General features: G+C 69.4%; 22 protein-coding genes. 7 read left to right on the forward strand and 15 right to left on the reverse strand.

Going from position 1 to position 25,473, the window contains the following annotated elements; all coding sequences use genetic code 11:
* From AC1HIL_RS00005 to AC1HIL_RS00030, 6 genes are all read right to left on the reverse strand, one after another.
* A partial coding sequence (locus tag AC1HIL_RS00005; protein ID WP_479672740.1) for an Hpt domain-containing protein occupies positions 1 to 5,383 on the reverse strand: 5,383 nt, incomplete at its 3' end.
* A gap of 25 nt (positions 5,384 to 5,408) precedes the next feature.
* Positions 5,409 to 7,670, reverse strand: coding sequence for a methyl-accepting chemotaxis protein (locus AC1HIL_RS00010; protein WP_479672741.1), 2,262 nt, complete (start codon positions 7,668 to 7,670; stop codon positions 5,409 to 5,411).
* A gap of 113 nt (positions 7,671 to 7,783) precedes the next feature.
* Positions 7,784 to 8,317, reverse strand: a complete 534-nt coding sequence (locus tag AC1HIL_RS00015) for a chemotaxis protein CheW (RefSeq protein WP_057598084.1) — start codon at positions 8,315 to 8,317, stop codon at positions 7,784 to 7,786.
* 19 nt (positions 8,318 to 8,336) lie between these two features.
* A complete protein-coding gene (locus AC1HIL_RS00020; RefSeq protein WP_057590818.1) occupies positions 8,337 to 8,702 on the reverse strand; it encodes a response regulator in 366 nt (121 codons plus the stop codon).
* Positions 8,703 to 9,101, reverse strand: a complete 399-nt coding sequence (locus tag AC1HIL_RS00025) for a response regulator (RefSeq protein WP_057590817.1) — start codon at positions 9,099 to 9,101, stop codon at positions 8,703 to 8,705.
* 81 nt (positions 9,102 to 9,182) lie between these two features.
* Positions 9,183 to 9,353, reverse strand: coding sequence for a rubredoxin (locus AC1HIL_RS00030; RefSeq protein WP_007838397.1), 171 nt, complete (start codon positions 9,351 to 9,353; stop codon positions 9,183 to 9,185).
* 111 nt (positions 9,354 to 9,464) lie between these two features.
* Here AC1HIL_RS00030 and thiD point away from each other — a divergent pair, with 111 nt between their 5' ends.
* Together thiD and hemL are read left to right on the forward strand one after the other, a co-directional pair.
* Positions 9,465 to 10,430: a bifunctional hydroxymethylpyrimidine kinase/phosphomethylpyrimidine kinase gene (thiD, locus tag AC1HIL_RS00035; RefSeq protein ID WP_057590816.1), complete on the forward strand. Its 966-nt coding sequence runs from the start codon at positions 9,465 to 9,467 to the stop codon at positions 10,428 to 10,430.
* A gap of 20 nt (positions 10,431 to 10,450) precedes the next feature.
* Positions 10,451 to 11,737, forward strand: a complete 1,287-nt coding sequence (hemL, locus tag AC1HIL_RS00040; RefSeq protein WP_479670864.1) for a glutamate-1-semialdehyde 2,1-aminomutase — start codon at positions 10,451 to 10,453, stop codon at positions 11,735 to 11,737.
* Positions 11,738 to 11,746: 9 nt separating this feature from the next.
* On the opposite strand, the gene AC1HIL_RS00045 is transcribed toward hemL, so the two are convergent.
* Together AC1HIL_RS00045 and AC1HIL_RS00050 are read right to left on the reverse strand one after the other, a co-directional pair.
* The gene (locus AC1HIL_RS00045; RefSeq protein ID WP_479670865.1) at positions 11,747 to 13,147 is read right to left on the reverse strand and encodes an amidase family protein; all 1,401 of its coding nucleotides are present in this window, start codon (positions 13,145 to 13,147) and stop codon (positions 11,747 to 11,749) included.
* A gap of 29 nt (positions 13,148 to 13,176) precedes the next feature.
* Positions 13,177 to 14,163, reverse strand: coding sequence for a Bug family tripartite tricarboxylate transporter substrate binding protein (locus AC1HIL_RS00050; RefSeq protein WP_261211518.1), 987 nt, complete (start codon positions 14,161 to 14,163; stop codon positions 13,177 to 13,179).
* Positions 14,164 to 14,323: 160 nt separating this feature from the next.
* Between AC1HIL_RS00050 and AC1HIL_RS00055 the strand changes: the two genes are divergently transcribed.
* Positions 14,324 to 15,220 (forward strand): LysR substrate-binding domain-containing protein, encoded by an 897-nt coding sequence (locus tag AC1HIL_RS00055; RefSeq protein ID WP_093347924.1) that lies wholly within the window; start codon positions 14,324 to 14,326, stop codon positions 15,218 to 15,220.
* 151 nt (positions 15,221 to 15,371) lie between these two features.
* On the forward strand, positions 15,372 to 15,875 hold the full coding sequence (locus tag AC1HIL_RS00060) for a hypothetical protein (protein ID WP_057590812.1): 504 nt from the start codon (positions 15,372 to 15,374) through the stop codon (positions 15,873 to 15,875).
* Positions 15,876 to 15,942: 67 nt separating this feature from the next.
* Here the strand turns inward: AC1HIL_RS00060 and purH are convergent, their stop codons facing one another.
* From purH to dusB, 3 genes are read right to left on the reverse strand one after another with little or no spacing between them, the layout of a single operon-like run.
* Positions 15,943 to 17,550: a bifunctional phosphoribosylaminoimidazolecarboxamide formyltransferase/IMP cyclohydrolase gene (gene purH / locus AC1HIL_RS00065; protein ID WP_261211521.1), complete on the reverse strand. Its 1,608-nt coding sequence runs from the start codon at positions 17,548 to 17,550 to the stop codon at positions 15,943 to 15,945.
* 26 nt (positions 17,551 to 17,576) lie between these two features.
* Positions 17,577 to 17,813 (reverse strand): Fis family transcriptional regulator, encoded by a 237-nt coding sequence (locus AC1HIL_RS00070; protein ID WP_057590811.1) that lies wholly within the window; start codon positions 17,811 to 17,813, stop codon positions 17,577 to 17,579.
* 17 nt (positions 17,814 to 17,830) lie between these two features.
* Complete coding sequence (dusB, locus tag AC1HIL_RS00075; protein ID WP_093347929.1) at positions 17,831 to 18,889, reverse strand: tRNA dihydrouridine synthase DusB; 1,059 nt, start codon at positions 18,887 to 18,889, stop codon at positions 17,831 to 17,833.
* A gap of 194 nt (positions 18,890 to 19,083) precedes the next feature.
* Between dusB and AC1HIL_RS00080 the strand changes: the two genes are divergently transcribed.
* Positions 19,084 to 19,554: a YqaA family protein gene (locus AC1HIL_RS00080; protein WP_057590809.1), complete on the forward strand. Its 471-nt coding sequence runs from the start codon at positions 19,084 to 19,086 to the stop codon at positions 19,552 to 19,554.
* Positions 19,555 to 19,563: 9 nt separating this feature from the next.
* On the opposite strand, the gene AC1HIL_RS00085 is transcribed toward AC1HIL_RS00080, so the two are convergent.
* The gene (locus tag AC1HIL_RS00085; RefSeq protein ID WP_057590808.1) at positions 19,564 to 20,238 is read right to left on the reverse strand and encodes a glutathione S-transferase family protein; all 675 of its coding nucleotides are present in this window, start codon (positions 20,236 to 20,238) and stop codon (positions 19,564 to 19,566) included.
* A gap of 124 nt (positions 20,239 to 20,362) precedes the next feature.
* On the opposite strand from AC1HIL_RS00085, the gene AC1HIL_RS00090 reads away from it, so the two are divergent.
* The gene (locus AC1HIL_RS00090; RefSeq protein WP_479670866.1) at positions 20,363 to 21,385 is read left to right on the forward strand and encodes a trypsin-like peptidase domain-containing protein; all 1,023 of its coding nucleotides are present in this window, start codon (positions 20,363 to 20,365) and stop codon (positions 21,383 to 21,385) included.
* Between the two features lie 2 nt (positions 21,386 to 21,387).
* On the opposite strand, the gene AC1HIL_RS00095 is transcribed toward AC1HIL_RS00090, so the two are convergent.
* The 3 genes from AC1HIL_RS00095 to ychF all read right to left on the reverse strand — a co-directional run bounded on the left by AC1HIL_RS00095 (position 21,388) and on the right by ychF (position 24,264).
* Positions 21,388 to 21,816: a hypothetical protein gene (locus tag AC1HIL_RS00095; protein ID WP_413762297.1), complete on the reverse strand. Its 429-nt coding sequence runs from the start codon at positions 21,814 to 21,816 to the stop codon at positions 21,388 to 21,390.
* Between the two features lie 17 nt (positions 21,817 to 21,833).
* Complete coding sequence (locus AC1HIL_RS00100; protein WP_413762296.1) at positions 21,834 to 22,724, reverse strand: DUF4019 domain-containing protein; 891 nt, start codon at positions 22,722 to 22,724, stop codon at positions 21,834 to 21,836.
* 448 nt (positions 22,725 to 23,172) lie between these two features.
* Entirely contained in the window at positions 23,173 to 24,264 is a 1,092-nt protein-coding gene (gene ychF / locus AC1HIL_RS00105) for a redox-regulated ATPase YchF (RefSeq protein ID WP_479670867.1), read from the reverse strand.
* 209 nt (positions 24,265 to 24,473) lie between these two features.
* Between ychF and AC1HIL_RS00110 the strand changes: the two genes are divergently transcribed.
* Positions 24,474 to 25,430: a sugar ABC transporter substrate-binding protein gene (locus tag AC1HIL_RS00110; protein ID WP_057590804.1), complete on the forward strand. Its 957-nt coding sequence runs from the start codon at positions 24,474 to 24,476 to the stop codon at positions 25,428 to 25,430.
* Positions 25,431 to 25,473: the final 43 nt, after the last annotated feature.

Here is a 25,473-nt window from a genome sequence, read left to right on the forward strand (position 1 = left end):
GCAGCAGCGCGCCGCCCCAGTAGAACGGCACCTGTTCGCTGCCGAACGGATGGGTGTCGTGCAGGTAGGCCGACTCGAGGTCGGTGGCGTTCACGCGCTGCACCAGCTCGACCAGGTTCGACGGCACGCCGATCGACACCTCGCCGAAGCGCAGCATGACCACGTGCGTCACCGCGGTGGTCAGCGGCAGCACCAGCTTGAAGGTGGTGCCCTGGCCCGGCTGGCTGCGCGTCTCGATGCGGCCGCCGAGCGCGGCGACCTGCGCGCGCACCACGTCCATGCCGATGCCGCGGCCCGCGAGTTCCGACACCTGGCCGGCCGTCGAGAAGCCGGGCCGGAAGATCAGCTCGGTGGCTTCCTCGGGCGTGAGCGGCTGGTCGGCCGCGAGCAGGCCCAGCGAGCGGGCCCGCTCGGCGATGCGCTCGTGGTCGAGGCCGGCGCCGTCGTCGCGGAAGCTCACCGACACGTCGTTGCCCTCGTGCGCGAGGTCGATCACGATCAGGCCGCTGGCGTCCTTGCCCGCGGCCTCGCGCCGCGCGGCGTCCTCGATGCCGTGGGCCACGCAGTTGCGCAGCAGGTGCTCGAAGGCCGGCGTCATCCGGTCGAGCACGCCGCGGTCCATTTCGATCGAGCCGCCGGTGATGTCCAGGCGCACCTGCTTGCCGGTGTCCTTGGTGGCCTGGCGCACCACGCGGTAGAGGCGGTCGGAGATGCCCTCGAACTCCACCATGCGCGTGCGCAGCAGGCCGCGCTGCAGTTCGCGCGTCTGGCGCGCCTGCACGCTGAGGTCGTCTTCCGTCGCCTGCACCGTCTTCTGCAGGGTGCGCTGCACGGTCGCCACGTCGTTCACCGACTCGGCCATCATGCGCGTGAGCTCCTGCACGCGGGTGAAGCGGTCGAACTCCAGCGGGTCGAAGCCCTGCTGCGAATCCTTGGCCTGGGCCAGCCGCGACTGCATCTGGCTCTCGGCCTGCACCTCGATGTCGCGCAGCTGCTGGCGCAGGCGGTCGAGGTTGCCGGTGAGGTCGGCCAGCGAGCCGCGCAGCGAACCGAGTTCGGCCTCCAGGCGCGAGCGCGTGATGATGACCTCGCCGGTCTGCGCCATCAGGCGGTCGAGCAGCTGGGTGCGGATGCGCACGGCCTGGCCGACCGGCGCGCGCAGCGGCGCGAGCGAGGCGGGGGCCGGGCGCACCAGTGCGGGCGCAGCGGCCGCCGGTTCGGCGTCGGTGTCGGCATCGACCGCGGCGATGGCGTCGTTGGCGGGCTCGGGGTGCTCGGTGGGCACGGGCGCCGCGGTGGCCTCGGCCACGCGCTGCGCCAGTTCGACCTGGGTCGCGTCGTCGGCCGCGCGCAGCGCATCGAAGGTGGACTGCAGCGTGTCGAGCCGCACCAGCAGCTTCTCGATGTCGGAACGGTCGACGTGGCCCTGCGTGCCCAGCAGCTCGATCTCGGATTCCATGCGGTGCGCGCGCTCGCCCAGGCGCATCGCGCCGGCCAGCCGGGCACTGCCCTTGAGCGTGTGCAGCGTGCGCAGCACCGAGGTGCGCGGCGCGCCGTCGTCGGGATGGTGCGACCACTGGCGCAGCGCCTCGCCGAGCTGCGGCAGCAGTTCGGCCGCCTCTTCCTCGAAGATCGGGAACAGGTCGACGTCGACCGCGTCGGCCAGGTCGATGGCGTCCTCGGTGTCGTCGAGCGCGACGTCGGCGCCGCCCTGGGGCGACACCACCTGCAGCGGCGCGCGCGGCTCGTCGTGCGCGAGTTCCTCGGCGTAGGGCGAGGGCATCGGCGACGCCGCGATGTCGCGCAGCGCCTGCAGCGTCTGCTGCGAGGGGTCGCGCAGCAGGCCGACCGCGAACTGGTGCAGCAGGCGGCGCAGCTCGTCGGCCGCGGCGACCAGCACCATGCCCTGCTCGCGCGTGCCGCTGCCCTGCATCTGCAGGTGCTGCAGCGCGGCCTCGAAATAGCGCGCCATGCCCGACAGGCTGTGGAAGCCGACCGTGGCCGAGCTGCCGGCCAGCGAGTGGGCCAGCGCGATGGTCGAGTCGGACACGCGTTCGTAGGGCTGCAGCGCCCACTCGCCGACCTCGGTGGCGAGCTGGCGCGACCACTCGTCGGCCTCGTTGAGGTAGACGTTGTAGAGCGCGATGCCGATGCGCAACGGGCCGATCACCTTGACCTGGTCGTCGGCGCTGCCGCCCACGGCCACTTCCAGCGGTTGCACCGGTGCGGCCACGGGTTCGGGTTCGGATTCGGCGACGGGCGCAGCCTCGGCTTCGGCCTGCCCCGCTTCTTCGGGCTCGGCAGGCGCCTCCAGCGGCAGGGCCTCGGCCGCGACATCGACCAGCGCGGCGGTCTCGGGCGCGGCCGGCTCGGGCGCGACCGTGGCGGCCTGGGCGAACTCGGCCGATGCTTCCACGGGCTCGAGCCGGATCTCGGGGAAGTCCATCGGCACGGCCGTGCCGGCATCGCCGGCTTCGCGCAGCGGCAGCGGCTCGGGCGTCCAGTCGAGGTCGGGCAGCGCCGGCGCGGGGGCTTCGGCACTTTCGGCCGAGGCTTGCGCGGCGTCGATCGACAGCGCGGAGGACGGCAGCTCGGACAGGCCGGCGGCCTCGATCGCGGCCTCCTCGGCCGGCGCGCTCGCCTTGGCGGTGGCGCCGATCGGCGCCAGGAAGTCGAAGTCGATGCCGTCGCCGAGCGCGGTCGGCAGCGGTGCCGGCGCGGTGGACGAAGGCTCGCGGGTCTCGAAATCGAGGAAGTCGGTGGAGACGAAGTCGTCGTCTTCCGGGCCGGCGGTGCGCGCCTCGGCCTGCGGCACGTCGGAGACGTCGGTGGCGTCGGCCGGTTCGAGCGACAGGTCCGGCAGGTCCGGCAACTCGGGCAGCGCGAGCGCGGCGGCGGTCGACAGCGAAGGCTGCGGCGGCAACTCCTCGAGCGGCGCCGGCGAGGTCGGCACGGGATCGGCGGCAATCTGGCGCGCCGCGATCGCGAGTGCCTCGGCATCGGCCACGCGCGGCGGCGCGGTCGGCACCGGTTCGCCGGCCAGCAGGGCCTCGGCCAGGCGGCTGAACGGGGCCGACTGCCAGCCGTGCGGCGCCGAGGCCGCGATGTCCTCGACCCACAGGCCGAAGTCGCGCAGCGCCTGCTGCGTGCCGGCCAGCAGCTCGGGAGTGGCGGGGCGCTGGTCGGCGAGCCAGGTGTTGAGCACCTGCTCGAGCGACCAGGCGGCATCGCCGAAGTCGGTGAGGCCGACCATGCGCGAGCTGCCCTTGAGCGTGTGGAAGGCGCGGCGCAGGACCGTGAGCGCGTCGGTGTCGTCGGGGCGGCCGCCGAGCGCGACGATCGCGTTCTGGCCGTTGTGCACCACCTCGCGCGCCTCGTCGAGGAAGATGTTCTGCAGGTCGTCTTCCTCGAGCTCGGTGACCTCGGTATCGGGCAGCGCGGCCGGGCCGACGATCTTGGCGGTCCAGCTGTCGGCCTTGCTGCTGAATTCCTCGATCGGCGAGGGCTTGGTCTTGCGCGCCGGCGTGGCCAGCGCGGCCAGCCTGGAAGCGATCTGCGCGTCGACCTCCTCGATGCTCAGCAACGGCTCGGCGGCCGGCGCGGCCACGCTCTCGGCGTCCTCGGCGTCGGCGGCCTGGCGGCCCATCAGCGGCTTGAGTTCGCCGATCTCGGCGTCGAAGACGAACAGGCGCTTGGCCAGCGCCGGCTGATAGCCCAGCATGTCGATCAGGAAGCCGAGCGCGCCGAGGTTGTTGCCCAGCGCATCGAAGCCGGCCATCTCGTCGGCCGGCGAGGCGCTGCCCACCATGGCCTCGACCTCGTCGCGCATGCGCTGCACGGTGTGCGCGGCCTGGTCGAGGCCGAGCACCGAGAACACGCCGCGCATCTGCTGCAGCTGGCTCGGCACGGTGCGCAGCAGGCCCTTTTCGCCGGGGCGGCGGAAATACTGGTCGAGCGACTTCTCGAGCTCGCTCAGGTGGCTGCGCAGTTCGTCGACCACGGTGCCCATGGTCTGGCGGTCGCTGACGCGGCGGTACAGGTCCTCCATCCAGGGCTCGAGCGGCTCGGAGTGGCCGCCCGCGCGCACGCGCTCGATGCGCCCGGCGAGCTTGAGCATGCGCTGGGTGAGCTGCGGATCGCTGGGGTCGAGGTCTTCGAGCGCTGCCTCGAGGTAGAGCACGGAGGTCGCGACTTCCATCGCGAGCTCGGTGTCGGGCGGCTGGCCGCTGCGCACCGAGGCATCGACGGCATGCGCGAGCGCCTGCACCATCGGCTCGCTCGGCGGATGCAGCCGGTGCAGCGATTCGCCGAGCTGGGCGAAGGTGTCGGCCACCTGGCGGGTGCGCGAGATGTCGCCGCCCGAGAGGCCGGACCACATCTCCTTGGCGGTCTCGATGCGCTTGCGGGCCTGGGCCAGCACCAGCGGATCGAAGCGGCCGAACTGCTCGACCGTGTAGTCGACGCGCTGCTCGTGCGCGATGCCCCAGGCCGTGCGCACGCTGCGCAGGGTGGCGGCTTCGTCGCGCGCGGTGGGCATGGCCTGGGCGCAGAAGAACAGCAGGTCCTGGCCGAGCCGGTCGGACACCACGCTGTCGCCGCGCGCGAGCGTGGCGTACTGCAGCAGCACGCGCGAGGCGGCGCGCTTGACGTAGCTGTCGGCGGGCACGAGGCCCAGTGCCAGCGCCTCGAAGAAGCCGGCCGCCAGGGTCCAGAAGCTGGCCACGCGCGGCAGCAGCGCGCCGCGGCCGAGCCCCAGGCACAGCGCCTGCAGCCGGCGCGCGGCCTGCGGGTCGCCGGTCTTGACCAGCTGCAGCACCTCGCGGTCGAGCCGCGAGCGCACCGAGGGATCGTAGGCCAGCGAGGCCTGCGTGAGCGCGGGACGGATCTCGACCCAGCGCCAGCTGGCGCTCCAGAGATCGGCGGGATGCACGCGCTCGTTGCCGACCAGCTCGAGCACCTCGCGGTACTGCGGGAACAGCGCGATCGAGGACACGTTCTTGCCGGCCAGCAGGGCCTGCAGGAAATCGGTGACGGCGAAGCCGGCGCGCTCGATCTTCAGCGCGGCGCTGTCGGTGCAGCGCTGCGGTTCGGCCACGAAGCCCTGCACCGCGAATTCGATCGAGCCGAGCACCAGCGCGGGCGCGTTGTGGCCCACCATCTGCAGCGCGCCGACGGCCTGGTGCAGTTGCTGGCGCGCCATCTGCAGCGGGCCGCTCTCGATCTCGGCCGCATTGCCGACGTCGCGCGCAAAGCGGCGCAGCGACTTGCCGACGTTCTCGAGCGATTTCTGGATTTCTCCGAGCACCCAGGCCAGCGGCCCGAGGTCTTCGGTGGCCGGCGGATTGCCGGCGAGGGGGGCCGCGACGGGGGATTGGATAGCCACCTTGGATGCTCGCCGTTCTTCTGTGTCAGGCAATCTTGAAACGGGCCACCGAACGACGCAGTTCCTCGGCCATCTGCGACAGCTCGCGCACCTGCTGCGCGGTGGTCCGCGTGCCTTCGCCGGTCTGCTCGGTCACGGCGAAGATGTGCTGGATGTTGGCGGCCACCACGTTGGCCGAATCGGCCTCGCGAGACGCGGACTGCGAGATCTGCTCGATCAGCTCGGCGAGGCGGCGCGACACGCGGTCGATCTCGGACAGCGCGGTACCCGCGTTGTCGGACAGCTTGGCCCCCTCGACCACGCCCTGCGTGGAGCGCTCCATGGCGCCCACCGCGTCCTGCGTGTCGGTCTGAATCGCCTTCACCAGCGCCGAGATCTGGCGCGTGGCGTCCGCGGAGCGTTCGGCCAGCCGCTGCACTTCTTCCGCCACCACCGAGAAGCCGCGACCGGCTTCACCGGCCGACGCGGCCTGGATGGCGGCGTTCAGTGCCAGCACGTTGGTCTGCTCGGTAATGTCCGAGATCAGCTCGGTGATTTCGCCGATCTCCTGCGAGGATTCGCCCAGCCGCTTGATCCGCTTGGAGGTTTCCTGGATCTGGTCGCGGATGGCGTTCATGCCGCCGATGGCGTTCTGCACGGCCTGCAGGCCCGAGGACGCGGCCTGCAGCGACTGGCGCGCCACCGTGGCGGATTCCTGCGCCTGCGAGGACACGCCGTTGATTCGCTCCGCCATCGTCAGCACCGACTGGCCGGTTTCGCGGATCTCGCGCAGCTGTTCGGTCGAGGCCGCCAGCAGCTCGGTCGAGGTGCTTTCCACCTGCGAGGTGGTCAGCGCCACGCGCGTGGCCGTGTTCTGCACGTTGCCCACCAGCAGCCGCAGTTCTTCCACCGTGTAGTTCACCGAGTCGGCGATGGCGCCCGTGATGTCCTCGGTCACGGTGGCTTCCTGCGTCAGGTCGCCCTCGGCCACCGTCTGCAGTTCGTTCATCAGCCGAAGAATGGCGGCCTGGTTGGCGTTGTTGATGCGGCTGGCCTCCTCGGAAGCCTGCTCGGCCGAGAGACGTTCGCGCTCGGCGTTGGCGGCGCGTTCGCGGCCTTCGCGCACCTGCACGAAGCCGATGGCGCCGGCCAGTGCGAGGGCGGCCAGCGAGAGCACGAACAGCAGCACGATGGTGCCGGCGCCCAGGCCGGTGCGCGCCGACAGCTTGTCCTGCAGCTCGCCCAGCGATTTGCGCAGCGGTTCGCTGTCGGTCAGGATCGACGCCTGCGCTTCGCGCGCCGCCACCAGGCCCTGCAGGTTGCCCAGGATGGCCGAGGCCTGCGTGCGCATCTGCTCGTAGGTCTTCAGGATGGCTTCGAGCTGCTGGCGCGTCTGCGGGTCCTTCGAGCCGGGGAAGCGCTGCTGCGCATTGCCGTCGAGCAGGCCGCGCGTGGTTTCCTGGAAGGTGTTCAGGTCCTTGCCGAGCAGGAACACGGCGTCGGGGTTCACGCCCTCGACCGTGAAGAACTCGTTGGTCGACTTGCCGATGCGCTGCGTCAGCATCACGAGCTGGCCGGCGGCCGAGATCTCGGGCAGCGTGGCGTTCTGCTGCATCTTGAGCGAGGCGACGGTCTCGGTCATCTCGAGCAGCGTGGACGACTGCTGGTTGATGTCGCGCAGGGCGGCGCCCACCTGGGTCAGGATCTGGCGCTGGGCCAGCACGGCCTTGGCGCTCGCGTCGGCGCGCGCGACCAGCGGGTTGATCTTGCCCATGTCCTCGCCGTAGGCCTCGCCCACGGCCTCGAGGCGCAGCGCCTCGTCGCCGTTGGTCAGGCCGTTGACGCGGCGCGTGAGGTCGTCGGCGCTGTCCTTCACCTCGGTGAAGGCCGGCGCGCTGCCCACCAGGGCCTGCGAGATCGACTTGGCGAGGCGCTGCGACTGCATCAGCGACTGGCCGGTGGCCGCCACCTGCTGCGCGAGCCGTTCGGCGCGCAGGATGGCGAGGCCGGCGACCAGCAGCAGCGCGAGCACCACCACCGCCAGCAGGATCGCGAGCACGCGCTGCTGGCGCGCGGGGCTCTGGCCGGCGCGGCCGTCGTCCGCGAGCAGGTCGGCGCTGGCATCGGGCCGGCCGGGCTCGTTGGCGGCCTCGCCGCCGTCGACCAGGGCACCGCCCTCGCTGAACGAGCTGGCCGCCGGCGCGCCGCCGAACGAGCGTGTCGCCCGGCGCGCGCGCGATGCGCACGGTTTTTTCGTCGGGGACCTGCACCGTGTCGACGTTGTCGATCGCGAGCGAACCCGAACCATCGACGCGGGCCTTGTCGTTGCCGCTGGCGGGCAGTAATTTCTTGAACTTGTCGGCGATCGAGCTCACGGTCGGTCCTTCAGGTGGTGGTCGGGTGCACAGGCGCCTGTGACAGCTAGGCGCCGATACTCAGAAACTGGGGCTGCTGCGACAGCGCCTGCAGGTTGACTTCCTGCCAGCGTTCGCCGGCGGCGTCGGTGTAGAGATGCCCGGCCCAGGGCGGCGCATCGGCGCCCGGGGGCTCGGAGGCCGCGAAGGCCTCGACGCCGCGCAAGCCCGCCAGCCGGTCGACCAGCAGCGCGCAGTTGACGTCGAGCAGCTCGTTGAGCGCGACCAGCCGCGACTGGATGCGGGCCGCTTCGCTGGCGGCCGGACCGCTGGGCGCGCCGCCCGCGAAGGCCGACAGCTGCACCACGCCGTAGAGGCCGCCGCGCAGGTTGGCCACGCCGAGGAACCACGGCGCCGTGTAGGGCACGGGCTGCGGCGGCGTCCAGGGAAAGATTTCGCCGGCATGGCCGAGCGGGAACAGGTACTTGCCCTCGCCCGCCTCGACCGCGAGCCAGGTCGCGGCCACGCCGGTGGTGCGCGCGGCCTGCAGGCGGCTCGCCAGCCGGGACTGGAAGGCTCTCAGTGCGTCGCGATTCGCCATGGGCTCGGCAGATCCGCGCTCAGTTCAGCGCGCTGATCTTCGACATCAGCTCCTGCGCGTTCACGGGCTTCACGATGTAGTCGCGCGCGCCCTGGCGCATGCCCCAGACACGGTCGGTTTCCTGGTTCTTGCTCGTGCACAGGATGATCGGGATCGCGGCGTACTGCGGATCGCGGGCGATCGCGCGCGTGAGCTGGAAGCCGTTCTGGCCGGGCATGACCACGTCCATGAGGATCAGGTCGGGCTGGTCTTCCTCGAGGCGGCGCATGGCGTCCTCGGCGTTCTCGGCGGTCTTCACGGCGAAGCCGTTCTTGTGGAGCAGGTCGGACAGGAACACCAATTCAGTCTTGGAGTCGTCGACGACGAGGATTTTTCGAATGGGCATTTACTGCACTTCCTGTGAAACGTTGCCGAACTGCTGCACGGCCTGCAGCAGCTGGTCTTTGGTGAAAGGCTTGGTCAGGTAGTCTTGCGATCCGACCATGCGGCCGCGCGCCTTGTCGAACACGCCGTCCTTCGACGACAGCATCACGACCGGGACCTTGGAGAAATGGGCGTTGCGCTTGATGATGGCGCAGGTCTGGTAGCCGTCCAGCCGCGGCATCAGGATGTCGCAGAAAATCAGGTGCGGCTTGTGGTCGTTAACCTTGGAGAGCGCGTCGAAGCCGTCTTCGGCGAGGAGAACCTCGTGACCACCCTGCTTCAAAAAAATCTCGGCACTGCGCCGGATGGTGTTGCTGTCGTCGATGACGAGCACCTTGTAACCTGATCCATTCGGGCCCATTGCAAAAGCTCCTGCTCATGAGACTTGGATGCCCGCCGCGCCGTACACCGGCGCAGATCGCGTAGCTCTATGCCATGCTTTTCAGATTTCAACCATTTCGAAGTCTTCCTTGCGCGCACCGCACTCGGGACAGGTCCAGTTCATCGGAACGTCGGCCCAGGCCGTGCCTGCCGCAATCCCGTCCTCCGGTACACCTACCGCTTCGTCATAGATCCACCCACAAATCAGGCACATCCAAGTTTTCGTATTCATCGGAGCTTAAAGTCCTTGTTCATTAAATGCAACGAGTGTATCTATGCGTATCTCACTGGCGCCCTGTAAACGTCGCGCCCATGCCACCATCCAGCGGATTCCGCCCGGCGTATGACCTTCCACTTACATCCAGCAGACAGCGTTGACAAACCGGGCGATCTTAACGATCCCCTGCCCGACGACGGCGCATTGGCGGATCAGGACCTGAATCCCCCTTGCGTCCTGGTGTTCAATGCCAGCGACCCGAGCGGCGCCGGCGGCCTGGCCGGCGACGGGCTGGCCATGGGATCGGTGGGCGCCCACATGCTGCCGGTGGTGACCGGTGCCTACGCCCGCGACACGGCCGAGATCTTCGACCACTTCGCCTTCGACGAGGAGGCCATCGCCGAGCAGACCCGCTCCATCCTCGAGGACGTCGAGGTGCAGCTGATCAAGGTCGGCTTCGCCGGCACGCCCGAGGCGCTGAGCACCATCGCCGAGACCGCCGCCGACTACCCCGAGGTGCCGGTGGTGGCGTACATGCCCAACCTCTCGTGGTGGGACGAGAACGAGATCGATGCCTACCTCGACGCCTTCCGCGACCTGGTGCTGCCCCAGACCACGGTGCTGGTCGGCAACCACAGCACGCTGTGGCGCTGGCTGCTGCCCGACTGGAGCGGCGAGCGCCCGCCCGGCGCGCGCGACATCGCGATGGCGGCCGGCGAGTTCGGCGTGCCCTACACCCTGGTCACCGGCCTGGTGCTGCCCGACCAGTTCATCGACAACGTGCTGGCCTCGCCGCAGTCGGTGCTGACCAGCGAGAAGTACGAGCGCCTCGAGGCCGTGTTCTCGGGCGCCGGCGACACCCTGTCGGCCGCGCTGGCCGCGCTGCTGGCCAGCGGCACCGACCTGGTGGCCGCCACCACCGAAGCGCTGGCCTACATGGACCGCTGCCTCGACGCGGGCTTTCGCCCCGGCATGGGCCACGTGCTGCCCGACCGCCTGTTCTGGGCCGAACCCGAGCCCGAGGAGGACGATGGCGAGCCCGGCGACGACGTGCCCGACTTCGCCCTGCCGCCCCACGACACCCGCCACTGATTCCACTTCCCCCGTTCCAGATGCCCAATTCCGATCGCAACAACATCCTCTTCGAGCGCGCCCGCGCCGTGATTCCCGGCGGCGTGAACTCGCCCGTGCGCGCCTTCAAGGCCGTCGGCGGCACGCCCCGCTTCATCCAGCGCGCCCAGGGCGCCTATTTCTGGGATGCCAACGACAAGCGCTACATCGACTACATCGGCTCCTGGGGCCCGATGATCCTGGGCCACGGCCATCCGGCGGTGGTCGAGGCGGTGCAGAAGGCCGTGCTCGAGGGCTTCTCTTACGGCGCGCCGACCGAGCGCGAGATCGAACTGGCCGAGGCCATCCTCGCGCTGGTGCCGTCGATGGAGATGGTGCGCCTCGTGAGCTCGGGCACCGAGGCCGCGATGAGCGCGTTGCGGCTGGCGCGCGGCGCCACCGGCCGCAAGACCATCATCAAGTTCGAGGGCTGCTACCACGGCCACGCCGACGCGCTGCTGGTCAAGGCCGGCTCGGGCCTCGCCACCTTCGGCAACCCGACCTCGGCCGGCGTGCCGAGCGAGGTGGTGCAGCACACGCTGGTGCTCGAGTACAACAACCTGGAGCAGCTCGAGGAGGCCTTCGCGCTGCACGGCAACGACATCGCCTGCCTGATGATCGAGGCCATCGCCGGCAACATGAACTTCGTGCGCGCCACGCCCGAGTTCGCCCAGCGCTGCCGTGCGCTGTGCACGCAGCACGGCGCCCTGCTGATCTTCGACGAGGTGATGACGGGCTTTCGCGTCGGCCTGCACGGCGCGCAAGGCGTGTTGGGCATCAAGCCCGACCTCACGGTGCTCGGCAAGGTCATCGGCGGCGGCATGCCGCTGGCGGCCTTCGGCGGCCCGCGCGCCATCATGGAACAGCTCGCGCCGCTGGGCCCGGTCTACCAGGCCGGCACGCTCTCGGGCAACCCGGTGGCCACGGCCTGCGGCCTGGCCACGCTCAAGGAGATCGCCAGGCCCGGCTTCTACGAAGCACTGGGCCGCAAGACCCGCGCGCTGGTCGACGGCCTGAAGGCCGCGGCCGCCGCCGAGGGTCAGCCCTTCAGCGCCGACAGCGAGGGCGGCATGTTCGGCTTCTTCCTGATGAACGAGCTGCCGCAGAACTACGCCAAGGTGATGACCACCGACAACGCGCGGTTCAACGCGCTGTTCCACGGCCTGCTGGAGCGCGGCGTGTACATCGCGCCCGCGCTCTACGAAGCCGGCTTCGTGAGCGCCGCGCACAGCGACGCGGACATCGCGGCCACCGTCGAGGCGGCGCGCGAGATCTTCAGCAAGCGCTGAGCGGGAGGCTCAAGCCGGGTCGATGGCCGCTATGGGCCCGGCCTCGGCCTCGAGCACCTCGGCCGCCGCCAGGCACAGGTCTTCGCGGAAGCGATCGCTCACGAGCTGCACGCCCGTGGGCAGGCCCTGACGCAATCCCATCGGCACCGACAACCCCGGCAGCCCCAGGATCGCTGTCGCCAGCAGCGGGCTCTGCGCGTCGAGCAGCTCGCGCATCGCGGCCGCGCCGCGCTGGTCGGCATCGACCGGGAACGGGCGGCGCCACGACACCGGCATCAGCAGCAGCGGATGGCGCTGCAGGAACAGCGCCCAGTCGCGCATCAGCCCCGTGCGCGCGGCCAGCGCGCGCATGTAGGCCTCGGTGTCGAACGACGGCGCATGCGCGTCCATCGCGCGGTAGGCCTCGCGGATGGTCTGGTCGCCATCGCGCAGCAGCGCCGGTTCCACCAGCAGCCGGCTGTCGGCCATGGTCAGCGCGAGCCACAGCTCGGCCGCCTCGCGCAGCCGAGGCGGCTCCACCGGCTCGACGCGGTAGCCCGCGCCCTCGAGCCGGCGCGCGGCGCGCTGCAGGGCATCGGCCACCTCGGGATCGCAGGCGTAGCCGGGCAGCGCGGTGCACAGCGCCACGCGCAGCGGACCGGCCGGCGGCGTGCCCTCGAGCGGCGCGGGCACCCACCACGGGTCGCGCACGTCGCGCGCGGCCATCGCGGCGAAGGCCAGCCGCAGGTCGCGCACGCTGCGCGCCAGCGGCCCCTGGACCGAGCTGAGCTGCACCACCGGCGGCCGCTCGCCGCTGCCCGACGGGTTGAAGGCCGGCACGCGGCCGAAGCTCGGGCGCAGGCCGTAGACGCCGCAGGCATAGGCCGGGTAGCGGATCGAGCCGCCCTGGTCGTTGCCGTGCGCGATCGCGCCGATGCCGACCGCGACCGCGGCCGCCGCGCCGCCGCTCGAACCGCCGGGCGTCAGCGCCGCGTCGTGCGGATTGAGGGTGCGCCCGTGGGCCGCGTTGTCGGTGAACCAGCGCATCGAGAACGCGGGCGTGTTGGTGCGGCCGATCGGAATCGCGCCCGCGCGCCGCAGGTTCGCGACCACCGGGCTGTCCTCGGCGGCCACGACCTTGCGATAGGCCTCCACGCCGTTGGTGGTGGCATGCCCGCGCTGGTCGACGTTGACCTTGATGGTGACCGGCACGCCATGCAGCGGCCCGGTGGCCTCGCCGCCGGCCAGCGCGGCGTCGGCCTGCCGCGCGGCCTGCAGCGCTTCCTCGGCGCCGCCGTCGACCACGGCATTGATGCGCGGATTGACGGCCTCGAGCCGTTCCAGGCTGCTGCGTACCGCCTCCACGCACGAGAGTTCGCGTGCCGCGATGCGCCGCGCGAGTTCGGCGGCCTCCAGTTGCCAGGGATTCATGGCTTGTCTCCTCGAAAAAGATGGATGGATCAGTCGCCCTTGACGCCCGCGCGCCGCACCGCCTCGGCCCAGCGCGGCTTCTCGCGCTTCATCAGCGCGCTGAGCTCCTCGGGGCTCGATGGCAATGCCTCGATCGACAGCGCGGCATTGGCACGCACCACGGCCGGGTCGGCCAGCGCGGCGCGCAGCGCGGTGTTGAGCCGGTCGACCGTCTTGCGCGAGGTGCCCGCGGGCGCCATCAGCGCACCCCAGGCCACCACCTCGAAGCCCGGCACACCGCTCTCGGCCACGGTCGGCACCTCGGGCAGCACCGCGGCGCGCTTCGCGCTGGTCACGGCGATCGCCTTGACCCGGCCCTGCTGCACGAAGGGCAGCACCGCCGAGATGTTCTCGATGGTCACGTCGAGCTGGCCGTTGACCATGTCGGCCACCGCCTGGGTGCCGGTCTTGTAGGGCACCTGCACCATCGTGAGCCCGGTCTCGGTCTTCAGCAGTTCGCCGGTCAGGTGGCCCGCGCTGCCGATGCCGGGCGTGCCGACCGACAGCTTGCCCGGGTGTTCGCGGCCGTAGGCGACCAGTTCCTGCAGGCTGCGCACCGGCAGGTCCTTGCGCACGATCAGCACGTAGGCGTTGCTCGAGATCAGGCCGACCGGCACCAGGTCCTTCTCGGGCACGTACGACAGCTTCGAGAAGAAGGCCGGGTTGATGCTCAGGGTCACGAGGTTGCCGTAGCCGACCGTGTAGCCGTCGTTCGCCGAGCTCACCAGGGCCTGCGTGCCGACGATGCCGCCCGCGCTGGGCCGGTTGTCCACGATCATGGCCTGCCCCAGTTCGCGCGCCATCGCGTCGGCCACCGGGCGCATCGCGACGTCGACGCCGGAACCGGCGGCATAGGGCACGATGAATTTCACCGGGCGCTCGGGGTACTGGGCCGAGGCGGCCAGCGCGGCCGTGGCCAGGGCGGCCAGGACGGCCACAGCGGCACGGCGGGTCCATGCGAATGACAGGGCAGGCACGAAGCATCTCCTCTTGGGGAATCCCGCCGTTCACCACGAGCCGGCTGGTGGCCGAAGTCTAGGAACCGGGCCCGCGCCGCAAAAGACAATCGCTTGTCGCGATGACAACCTGCGTTTGTCGGTAGATTCCCGCGCCGGGCCGCGCGGCAGAATCGGCCGCATGAAGGATCACCAGCTCAAGGCCTGGCTGCGGCTGGCCGACACCGGCAGCATCCGCGCCGCCGCGCGCAGCCTGCACCTGAGCCAGGCGGCGGTGACCAAGGCGATCCGCGAGCTCGAGGCCGAGGTCGATGCGCAGCTGGTGCTGCGCAGCTCGCGCGGCATCGAGTTCACCGAGTCGGGCCGCCAGCTCACGGTGCGCGCGCGGCTCGCGCACCAGCAGCTCGAGCTCGCGCGCCAGGACATCCGCATCCTGCAGGGCAGCCAGCACGGCCGCGTGGCGGTGGCGGTGACGCCGATGGTGTTCCTCGGCGTGCTGCCCGAGGTGGTGCGCGCCTTCCGCAAGGCCATGCCGCAGGCGCAGCTCAAGCTGTTCGACGGCCTGATCCCGCAGGTGCTGCCGCTGCTGCGCGAGGGCGCGGTCGACTTCGCGGTGGCGGGGCCGGTGGCCTCGGCCCTCGATGCCGACTTCGCGTTCGAGCGGCTCGACATGATCGAGATGGCCGTGCTGTGCCGGCGCGGCCATCCGCTGCGCCATGCCACGCGCTGGGAGGAGATCGCGGGCGCCGAATGGCTGATGCACCTGGCGCCGGGCAGCCAGCACAGCTTCCTGCTCGAGCAGTACGCCGCGCAGGGCCTGCCGCTGCCCGAGCACCGCATCGAGGTCGCCTCCTTCGGCGTGAGCTGGGGCCTCTTGACGCGCAGCGACGCGCTGATGGTGGGGCCGGCCGGCATGCTCACGATGCCGCCCTATGACGCGCTGGTGGAGCGCGTGCCGCTCGCGATGCCGGTGCCGCCGCTGGAACTGGGCATCGTCTCGCCGCGCGGCAAGCCGCTGTCGCTGGCCGCGCTGCGGCTGGCCGAGCTGTTTCGCAAGTACCTGGCGCGGCCGGCCTGAGCGGCGGCCCGCCTGCATGCGCACGGGCATGTGCCACGGCGATGACAGCGGCGGCGTGTATATTGCGCCCGCGCTTCGCGGAGCGCGACACCAGGGAAGAAGCCATCGCGGCCAGCCTCGAGCCGCACGAGATCTCCAGAACGTCCAAGCCATGAAATTCCTGCGCCAGTTGCCGGTCCTGAGTGCCGCTCTCCTTCTCTGTGGCCCGGCGCTCGCGCAGTCGGTGGACTTCACGCTGCCGACCTTCGACCAGCCCTTCGAGATCCAGAAGACCTGGATCAACGTCGGCTTCTACTCGGCCCACTTCGACCGCGACAAGGGCCTCGAGAACAAGAATCCCGGCCTGGGCTTCGAGTACCCGCTCAACGACGTCTACCGCGTCACGCTGGGCACCTTCCACAACAGCGACCGGCGCCAGTCGCACTACCTCGGCCTCTACGTGCTGCCTTTCGAATTCCACGGCGTGCGCTTCGGCGCCGTGGTCGGCGGCTTCGACGGCTACCCCAACTACCGCAACGGCAACTGGTTCCCGGCACTGATCCCCACCGCGGCGATCGAGGGCAAGAACTGGGGCCTCAACATCGCCTACGTGCCGACGATCAAGAACCGGCTCTATGGCGCGCTGAGCTTCCAGCTCAAGTACCGCTTCGAATGAGCAGTCGCCCGGGCCCATGAAAAAAGGCGGCCATCGGCCGCCTTTGTCTTTTGGACCGTGCCCCGGCTCAGTGCCGGAAGTGACGCACGCCCGACAGCACCATCACCACGCCGCGCTCGTCGGCCGCGTCGATCACTTCCTGGTCGCGCATCGAGCCGCCCGGCTGGATCACGCAGCCCGCGCCCGCGTCGACCACCACGTCGAGGCCGTCGCGGAACGGGAAGAAGGCATCGCTGGCCACGGCCGTGCCCTGCAGCGACAGGCCCGCATGCTCGGCCTTGATGCTCGCGATGCGCGCCGAATCGAGGCGGCTCATCTGGCCCGCGCCCACGCCCATGGTCATGCCGTCGGCGCAGAACACGATCGCGTTGCTCTTCACGTACTTGGCGACCTTCCAGGCGAACAGCAGGTCCTGCAGCTGCTGCGGCGTGGGCTGCTTCCTGCTCACGACCTTGAGGTCGGACAGCGCGAGCTCGTGGTTGTCGGCGGTCTGGATCAGCAGGCCCGAGCCGACGCGCTTCACGTCCATCGCGTTGCGGCCGTTGTCCCAGTCGGTGGCGCCGCCCGGCGGCAGCGCGATCTCGAGCACGCGCACGTTGAGCTTGGCCTTGCTGGCCTGGAACACCTCGAGCGCCTCGTGGGTGTAGCCCGGGGCCATCAGCACCTCGACGAACTGCTTGGCCACGGCCTGCGCGGTGGCGGCGTCGACGGTGCGGTTGAAGGCGATGATGCCGCCGAAGGCCGAGGTCGGGTCGGTCTTGAAGGCCTTGGCATAGGCCTCGGCCGCGTCCTTGCCGACCGCCACGCCGCAGGGGTTGGCGTGCTTGACGATCACGCAGGCAGGCACGTCGAAGCTCTTGACGCATTCCCATGCCGCATCGGCGTCGGCGATGTTGTTGTAGCTGAGCTCCTTGCCCTGCAGCTGCCTGGCCGACACCAGCGAACCGGGCGCCGGATGCAGGTCGCGGTAGAACGCGGCCTGCTGGTGCGGGTTCTCGCCGTAGCGCAGGTCCTGCACCTTCACGAAGCGGCCGTTGCTCTGCGCCGGGAACAGCGAGCGCGTGGGCGTCGATTGCCCCTGGCTGGTCTCGAAGTCGATCGCCGAGAGGTAGTCGCTGATCGCGCCGTCGTAGTCGGCGATGCGGTTGAAGGCGGCCACCGAGAACGCGAACTTGGTCTTGTCGCTGAGCTTGCCGTCGGCCTTGAGCTCGGCCAGTGCCACGGCGTACTGCGAGGCGTCGGTCAGCACGCCCACGTCCTTCCAGTTCTTGGCGGCGCTGCGCACCATGGCCGGGCCGCCGATGTCGATGTTCTCGATCGCGTCCTCGAGCGTGCAGCCGGGCTTGGCCACGGTGGCCTCGAACGGATAGAGGTTGACGATCAGCAGGTCGATGGTGTCGATGCCGTGCTGCTCGATGGCGGCCACGTGCGCCGGCAGGTCGCGCCGCGCGAGCAGGCCGCCGTGGATCTTGGGATGCAGCGTCTTCACGCGGCCGTCGAGCATCTCGGGAAAGCCGGTGTGGTCGGCCACCTCGGTCACCGGCAGGCCGGCATCGGCCAGCAGCTTGGCGGTGCCGCCGGTGGACAGCAGCTTGATGCCCAGCGCATGCAGCGCCTGCGCGAATTCGAGGATGCCGGTCTTGTCGGAGACGGAAATCAGTGCGGTCTTGGCCATGGTGTCGTTACGCCGTGCGTTCTCGTTCATTTCAAAAGTTTGTGTTCGACCAGCTTCTTGCGCAGCGTGTTGCGGTTCAGGCCCAGCCACTGGGCGGCCTTCGACTGGTTGCCCTCGGCGCGCGTCATCACGACATCGAGCAGGGGTTTCTCGACCACGCGCACGAGCATCTCGTACATGCCGTCGGGTTCGGTGCCGCGCAGGTCGCGGAAGTAGCTCTCCAGACTGGTGCGCACGCAGTCCTCGATGTGTTTCTTGCTCATGCTTTTCTTCTCTTCTCTCAATCGGCGGCGCAGGCCGCCTCCTCTTCGCCGGACAGCTCTTCGGCCGCCTGGTGCTGCGGGATGCGGTCCATCTGGTCCGCGAGCCCGTCGAAATACTCGCCGACCGCGCGCAGCTGCGCCTCGCAGTCCTCGATGGCGTTCATGCGCGAACGGAATTCCTCGCCGCCGGGCAGCGCGCGCACGTACCAGCCGATGTGCTTGCGCGCGGTGCGCACGCCGCTGTAGTCGCCGTACAGCGCGTAGTGCTCCACCAGGTGGTCGAGCAGCAGCCGGCGCACCTCGGCCACCAGCGGCGGCGCGCGATGCGTGCCGGTGTCGAGGAAGTGGGCGATCTCGCGGAAGATCCACGGCCGGCCCTGGGCCGCGCGGCCGATCATCACCGCGTCGGCGCCGGTGGCCGCGAGCACCTCGCGCGCCTTCTCGGGCGAACGCACGTCGCCGTTGGCCACCACCGGCACGCGCACCGCGGCCTTCACGGCGGCGATGGTGTCGTACTCGGCCTGGCCCTTGTAACCCTGCTCGCGCGTGCGGCCGTGCACCGTGAGCATCTGCACGCCGGCCGATTCGAAATCGCGCGCGAGCTTCACCGCGTTGCGGTGCTCCATGCTCCAGCCGGTGCGCATCTTGAGCGTGACCGGCACGCCATGCGGCTGCGCGGCATCGACCACCGCGCTCACGATCTCGAGCGCCAGCGGCTCGTCGCGCATCAGCGCCGAACCGGCCCACTTGTTGCAGACCTTCTTGGCCGGACAACCCATGTTGATGTCGATGATCTGCGCGCCGCGCTCGATGTTGTAGACCGCGGCCTCGGCCATCATGGCCGCGTCGGTGCCCGCGATCTGCACCGCGATGGGGCCTGGCTCGCCGTCGTGGTTGGCACGGCGCGAGGTCTTGAGCGAATTCCAGAGGTCCTTGCGCGAGGTCACCATCTCGCTGACCGCGTAGCCCGCGCCGAGCGCGCGGCACAGCATGCGGAAGGGCCGGTCCGTCACGCCGGCCATGGGCGCGACGAACAGGCGGTTCTCCAGCGTGTGGTTGCCGATCTGCAAGGTCATGACGGAGGAAGGCTGTGCGCGTCGGCTGCTGAAAAATGAGGCACGATTGTAGCCACCTGCCATTTCAGTGACTGAAACGATTTGCGCCGATTCGCGCCGCTGGTACGGGTGTAAACACGGGTGGAAATCCCATGCGCGGCGGCGCCTTTTCCGACCCGGCCTCGCGAACGCGCTGCCTATACTGCGCCGACCTTATGCAAGCCTGGCTCGACGCACTCCTCGCGCTTCTCGCGCTGCCGCAATACGGCCTCTCCACGCTGTTCATCGCCGCCTTCATCTCGGCGACGCTGCTGCCCGTGGGCTCGGAACCCGTGCTGTTCGGCCTGCTCAAGCTCAACCCCGAGCTGTTCTGGCCCGCGATCGCGGTCGCGACCGTGGGCAACACGCTCGGCGGCGCGGTCGACTGGTGGATGGGCTACGGCGCGCACAAGGTGGCCGACAAGTACTCGCACTCGAAGCACCACGTGCGCGTGCTCGGCTGGCTCGAGCGGCTCGGCCCGAAGGCCTGCCTGCTGAGCTGGCTGCCGCTGGTCGGCGATCCGCTGTGCGCGGTCGCGGGCTGGCTGCGGCTGCCGTTCTGGCCCTGCCTGGCCTACATGGCGATCGGCAAGTTCCTGCGCTACGTCTGCATGACGGTGGCGCTGCTCTACATCTTCCCGTCCTGAGCGAGGGACTCAGTTCAGCAGTTCGTACGGGCCGCCGCGCTCGAGCGCCTGCCGGTAGGCGGGGCGTGCATGGATGCGCGCGAGCCAGGCCATGAGCTTCGGCCGTTTCGCATCGAGCCCGCCGCGCGCATGCGCGGCCTCGACCACGAAGCTCATCTGGATGTCGGCGCCGCTGAAGGCATCGCCCGCGAACCATTCGCTCTTGCCGAGTTCGGCCTCCATGTAGTTGAGGTGGCTCGCGATGTTCGGCAGGATGAACGCCGACTTGGCCTTGGCGGCGATGGCCTTGGCCACCGGCTTGGCGAAGAAGGGCATCTTGCTGCTCTCGATGCGGTCGAACACCAGCTTGAGCAAGAGCGGCGACATCGCCGTGCCCTCGGCGAAGTGCAGCCAGTAGCGGTAGCGCAGCGCCTCGGGCGTGAGCGGCGCGGGCGCGAGGCGACCCTGGCCATAGCGCTCGATCACGGTCTCGATGATCGCGCCCGACTCCGCGAGCACGAGCCCGTCCTCGGTCGTCACCACCGGCGACTTGCCCAGCGGATGCACCGCGCGCAGCGAAGCGGGCGCCAACATGGTGTTCGGATCGCGCTGGTAGTGGACGATCTCGTAGGGCAGGCCCAGTTCTTCGAGCAGCCAGAGCACGCGCTGCGAACGCGAGTTGTTGAGGTGGTGGACGGTGAGCATGGCGAGGGTTGGAATGAAGCGAGGGCGACGGGGCGCGGCAGTCTAGCGTGACGCGCGGCAAAGCGCAGCCCTGTCAGCGCGGTCGCCTACAGGCGCGGGCGAAGCCGCTTCCTACACTGGCCGCATGACACCGACCACCACGCCTCCCCCGCCGCGCCGCATGCACGGGGGCTGGCGCGGCGCGATGTTCGCGCTGCTCTTCGCGGCGGCCGCCGTTGCCCACCGCCCGGCGCAGGCCGCGCTCGATCCCGAGGCGCTCTACCAGCATGCCTCGCCCGCGGTCTGGACCGTCAAGGGCGACCGCGGCGACAACCAGGTGACCGTGGGCAGTGCCGTGGCGGTCACGCCCACCGCGCTGGCCACCGCCTGCCACGTGGTCGACGGTGCCGCGGCCGTGACCGTGATGCAGGGACAGACCACGATCAAGATCGGCAGCATCCTGCGCCACCCCGATGCGACGCGCGACCTCTGCGTGCTGATGACCGAGACACCGTTGCAATTGCATGCCGTCGAGATCGCGCCGGCCGACAGCCTGCGCGTGGGCCAGCGCGTGTTCGCCATCGGCAGCCCGCACGGCCTCGAGCGCACGCTCAGCGAGGGCCTGATCTCGGCGCTGCGGCCGCGCGCACCGGGGCAGTTGCCGATCGTCCAGACCTCGGCGCCCGTGTCCTCGGGCTCGAGCGGCGGCGGCCTCTTCGACACCGACGGCCGGCTGATCGGCGTCACCGACCGCGTCTCGCCCGGCGGCTCGAACCTGGGCTTCGCCTATCCGGCGCAATGGGTGATGGAACTGCCGCAGCGCGTGATGGCCGAGCGCGAGACCTGGCGCGAGTTGCTCAAGACCGTGGGCGTGGTGCTGCAATCGAACGGCGAGCCCGTGCCCTCGGGCCACGCCGACATCGCCGACGAAGCCGCGCTGCCGGTGGTCGGCGCCGATCCGCGGCAGATCCGCGTCGCCTACCGCCAGTTCCTGCTGCAGGCGCGGCCGCGCGCCTTCCTGATCACCAGCGACAGCCGCTTCGGCACTGCCACCAGCTCGGCCGCGCTGACCGAGCATCTCAAGGGCTGCACGCAACGCAAGGTGGTGTGCGCGGCCTACGCGGTGGACAACACGGTGGTGTGGGGCAAGCAGCAGGCGGCGCGCTGAGATCAGCGCGCAAGGACGGACGCCGCGATGCGGTGAGGGAACGGCTCCCAGCTGTCCGAGACGGTCCACACGCCATTCACCCTCGCCACGGGAAAGGCCAGCGGCTGCAGCATCGCGCCGGGAAACTCGACCTGGACATGGACCCGTCCCCGGTCCCGCCGGTACAGGAGGGTCGAGACGGCGACGACATCGTCGCGCCGGCCGGCGATGGCGCAAAGACGCCGATGCACGCGCTCCCGCAGCCGCTCGCCATCGAGATCTTGCGCCCCCTCCTCTTCGAGCGGATTGACCACCTGGCCGTCGACGGCCTCGCCGAGGAACGCGATGCCCAGTGGCGGGAGCACGCCGTCCCTGCGCATGATCCGTTCGCTCGCCTGGATCGAGGCAAGCACGACCCGGGCGAAGAGCTCGTCGTTGAAGTTCGAGGCCATGGCCGTGCGCGCCGATGTCAGCCGCCGGTGCTTTCCTTGCGGATCAGCCACTGGTTGCCCGAGCGTTGCAGCTCCAGCACCTTGCGGCTCACTTCCTTGAGCTTGTCCGCGCGGTAGTTCTGCCGGAACCGGGCCGTCGCGGTCCGGTCGTTGATGCTGATCACCAGGTCTTCGAGGGTGACGCCGATGCTCGACTTGCCGGTGATGCGGACACGGCGCTCTTCTTCCCATTTGCCGCGGCTCTGGCCGCGGGCCGGCGTGAACTCCGGCGCATAGGCCGCCAGGTAGCGATCCATGTCCTGGGCCGACCAGGCCGAGGCCCAGCCGCGCACGGCGGCTTCGACCTCGGCAACGGCGGCACTTGGCGCCGAAGGCATGGAAGGCGCCGAAGGCACGGAGGGCACTGGTGGCTGCGATGGCCGGATCGCGGGCTTGGCCGGCATCGTGTACATGTCCGGCGCCTCGCGCGCGATCGCATACCCCGTGAAGATCCAGTGGTTGTTCTCCATCGCGAAGCTGATTCTTTCGGAGGCCTTCCTGCCGCTGTCCAGCTCGGTGGAGAACACGACATTGGCATAGAGACCCGCGGGAAAGCCGTCCTCGTTGTCCTTGCGGTACTTGAGACGCGTCACGCTCGACCAGTCGCGGCTGGCCACCGGTCCCATCGACTGCCGCGCCTTTCTCGTGGCCTGCATGAAGGCGGTCTTGTTCATGCGGGCCTTCAGCACGTTGGAGCCCGAATCCCAGAGTTCGCTCACCCGGTCGGTGTCGGTTTTCCGAAGCACTTCGGCCGCGACGCCGAGCAATTCGTCGGACACCGCATCCGACGCCGCCGGCGCCGCGGCGGCCATTTGAAAACCCGCGGCCATGAGACATGCGGCCAGCCACCGCACGGCGATTCGATTCATTGAATTCCCCCTTTTTTATTCCCGGATGCTTGTTCGACCGGCTTGCCAAGCGGGAAATCTCGCAGCCACGCTGGCTGGAGCCCCGCGAATTTCAAATCAATCCAATTTAAAACCAATTGGATAATTTGATTTCGATTTCAATCAGAAATCGACGGATTTCAAAGGAAATCCATCCGGCAAGACGAAAAATCGCCCGGAATAATACACAAGCGGAATTTCATGATTTCCCGATCAATTCGGAGACATCCAAATTTCCGAGAAACAAATCACGCTCGCCGGTCGAACCGGTTTTGCAACAAGAAGGGAATCGGCCCGATGCGCTGGCAGGCGCGAAGCGGGAGAGGCATCGACGGGGTCGGACCCGCGACGCGGCGGCCCGGCATCCCGGCCCGCGGGCACCGGGGCCGGCCGGCCCCGATGCCGAAGCTGCCGCTGCTGCGGCTTCTTCTCAGGAACTGAAGAGGAAGTTCATCACGTCGCCATCCTTGACGACGTATTCCTTGCCTTCCGAGCGCATCTTGCCCGCGTCCTTCGCGCCCTGCTCGCCCTTGAAGGCGATGTAGTCGTCGAAGCCGATGGTCTGGGCGCGGATGTAGCCCTTCTCGAAGTCGGTGTGGATCACGCCGGCCGCCTGCGGGCCGGTGTCGCCGACATGGATGGTCCAGGCGCGCACTTCCTTCACGCCGGCGGTGAAGTAGGTCTGCAGGCCCAGCAGCTTGAAGGCGGCGCGGATCAGGCGGTTGAGGCCCGGCTCGTCCTGGCCGATCTCGGCCAGGAACATCTTCTTGTCCTCGTCGTCCATCTCGGACAGGTCGGCCTCGATCTTGGCGCAGATCGCCACCACGGGCGCGTTCTGCTTGGCGGCGTACTCGCGCAGGCGGTCGAGGTAGGGGTTGTTCTCGAAGCCGTCCTCCGCCACGTTGCCCACGAACATCGCGGGCTTGGCGGTGATCAGCGTGAAGCTCTTGACCAGCGGCAGCTCTTCCTTGGTGAACTCGAGCGCGCGCACGGGCTTGTTCTCGTTGAGCGCGGCCTGGCAGCGCTCGAGCAGGCCGACCAGCTTCTGCGCGTCCTTGTCGCCCGAGCGGGCCACCTTGGTGTGGCGCTGCAGCGCCTTCTCGACCGTCGACAGGTCGGCCAGGCACAGCTCGGTCTGGATCACCTCGATGTCGGAGATCGGGTCGACCTTGCCGGCCACGTGCACCACGTTGTCGTCGTCGAAGCAGCGCACCACGTTCACCGTGGCGTCGGTCTCGCGGATGTGGGCCAGGAACTTGTTGCCCAGGCCTTCGCCGGTGCTGGCGCCGGCCACGAGGCCCGCGATGTCCACGAACTCGACGATCGCGGGCACCACGCGCTCGGGCTTGACGATGTCGGCGAGCTGGGCGAGCCGCGGATCGGGCACCTCGACGATGCCCACGTTGGGCTCGATGGTGCAGAAGGGATAGTTTTCCGCTGCGATGCCGGCCTTGGTCAGCGCATTGAAAAGGGTGGATTTACCGACGTTGGGCAGGCCGACGATGCCGCACTTCAAGCTCATGGGGGGTCCTCAGGTGAACCGGCGATTTTAGGCGAGGCGCCCCGCCCGGCGGTTCGGGCAGGCGGCTAAACAGGGCCGGCGGGTCAGGGTAAAACCCGATGAAAACCCCATAAGCAAACGTTTGCGCAAACGTTTTCGTCCAGTACCATCGGCGCCGGGCCGCCAGATCGGTCATCGTTCGTTCCAACACACCTCAGGAGACACGCACCATGAAGTTCACCCGCCGCACCGTGCAGACCGCCGCCGCCCTCGCCCTGCTGGGCACCTTCGCCGCCTCGCCGGCGCTCGCGCAGGACAAGCCCAAGGTCGCGCTGGTGATGAAGTCGCTGGCCAACGAGTTCTTCCGCACCATGGAAGACGGGGCCAAGGCGCACCAGAAGGCGAATTCGGGCAAGTACACGCTGGTGACCAACGGCATCAAGGACGAGACCGACACCGCAGCCCAGATCAAGATGGTCGAGCAGATGGTGGCGCAGAAGGTCAATGCGCTGGTGATCGCGCCGGCCGATTCGAAGGCGCTGGTGCCGGTGGTCAAGGCCGCCATCGACAAGGGCATCCTGGTGGTCAACATCGACAACCGCCTCGACGCGGCCGCGCTGAAGGAAAAGAACATCCAGGTGCCCTTCGTCGGCCCCGACAACCGCGCCGGTGCCAAGCTGGTGGGTGACTACCTGGCCAAGAGCCTGAAGTCGGGCGACAAGGTCGGGATCATCGAAGGCGTGTCGACCACCTTCAATGCGCAGCAACGCACGCTCGGCTACCAGGACGCGATGAAGGCCGCCGGCATGACCGTGACCGGCGTGCAGTCGGGCCAGTGGGAAATCGACAAGGGCAACACGGTGGCCGCCGGCATGATGCGCGAGAACCCCGACCTCAAGGCCCTGCTGGCCGGCAACGACAGCATGGCGCTGGGCGCGGTGGCGGCGGTGAAGGCCGCGGGCAAGACCGGCAAGGTGCAGGTGGTGGGCTACGACAACATCGGTGCCATCAAGCCGATGCTGGCCGACGGCCGCGTGCTCGCCACGGCCGACCAGTTCGCCGACAAGCAGGCCGTGTTCGGCATCGAGACCGCGCTGAAGGCGATCGCCGACAAGAAGAGCCAGGCCGACATGCCGGCCGAGATCAAGACCGACGTGGTGCTGGTGACCAAGGACTCGAAGAAGTAAGCACCGCGCCTCTTTCACCGCTGTCACACACCTCGAGACCCCC

It is taken from the genome of Variovorax sp. ISS6 (genome assembly GCF_056523145.1).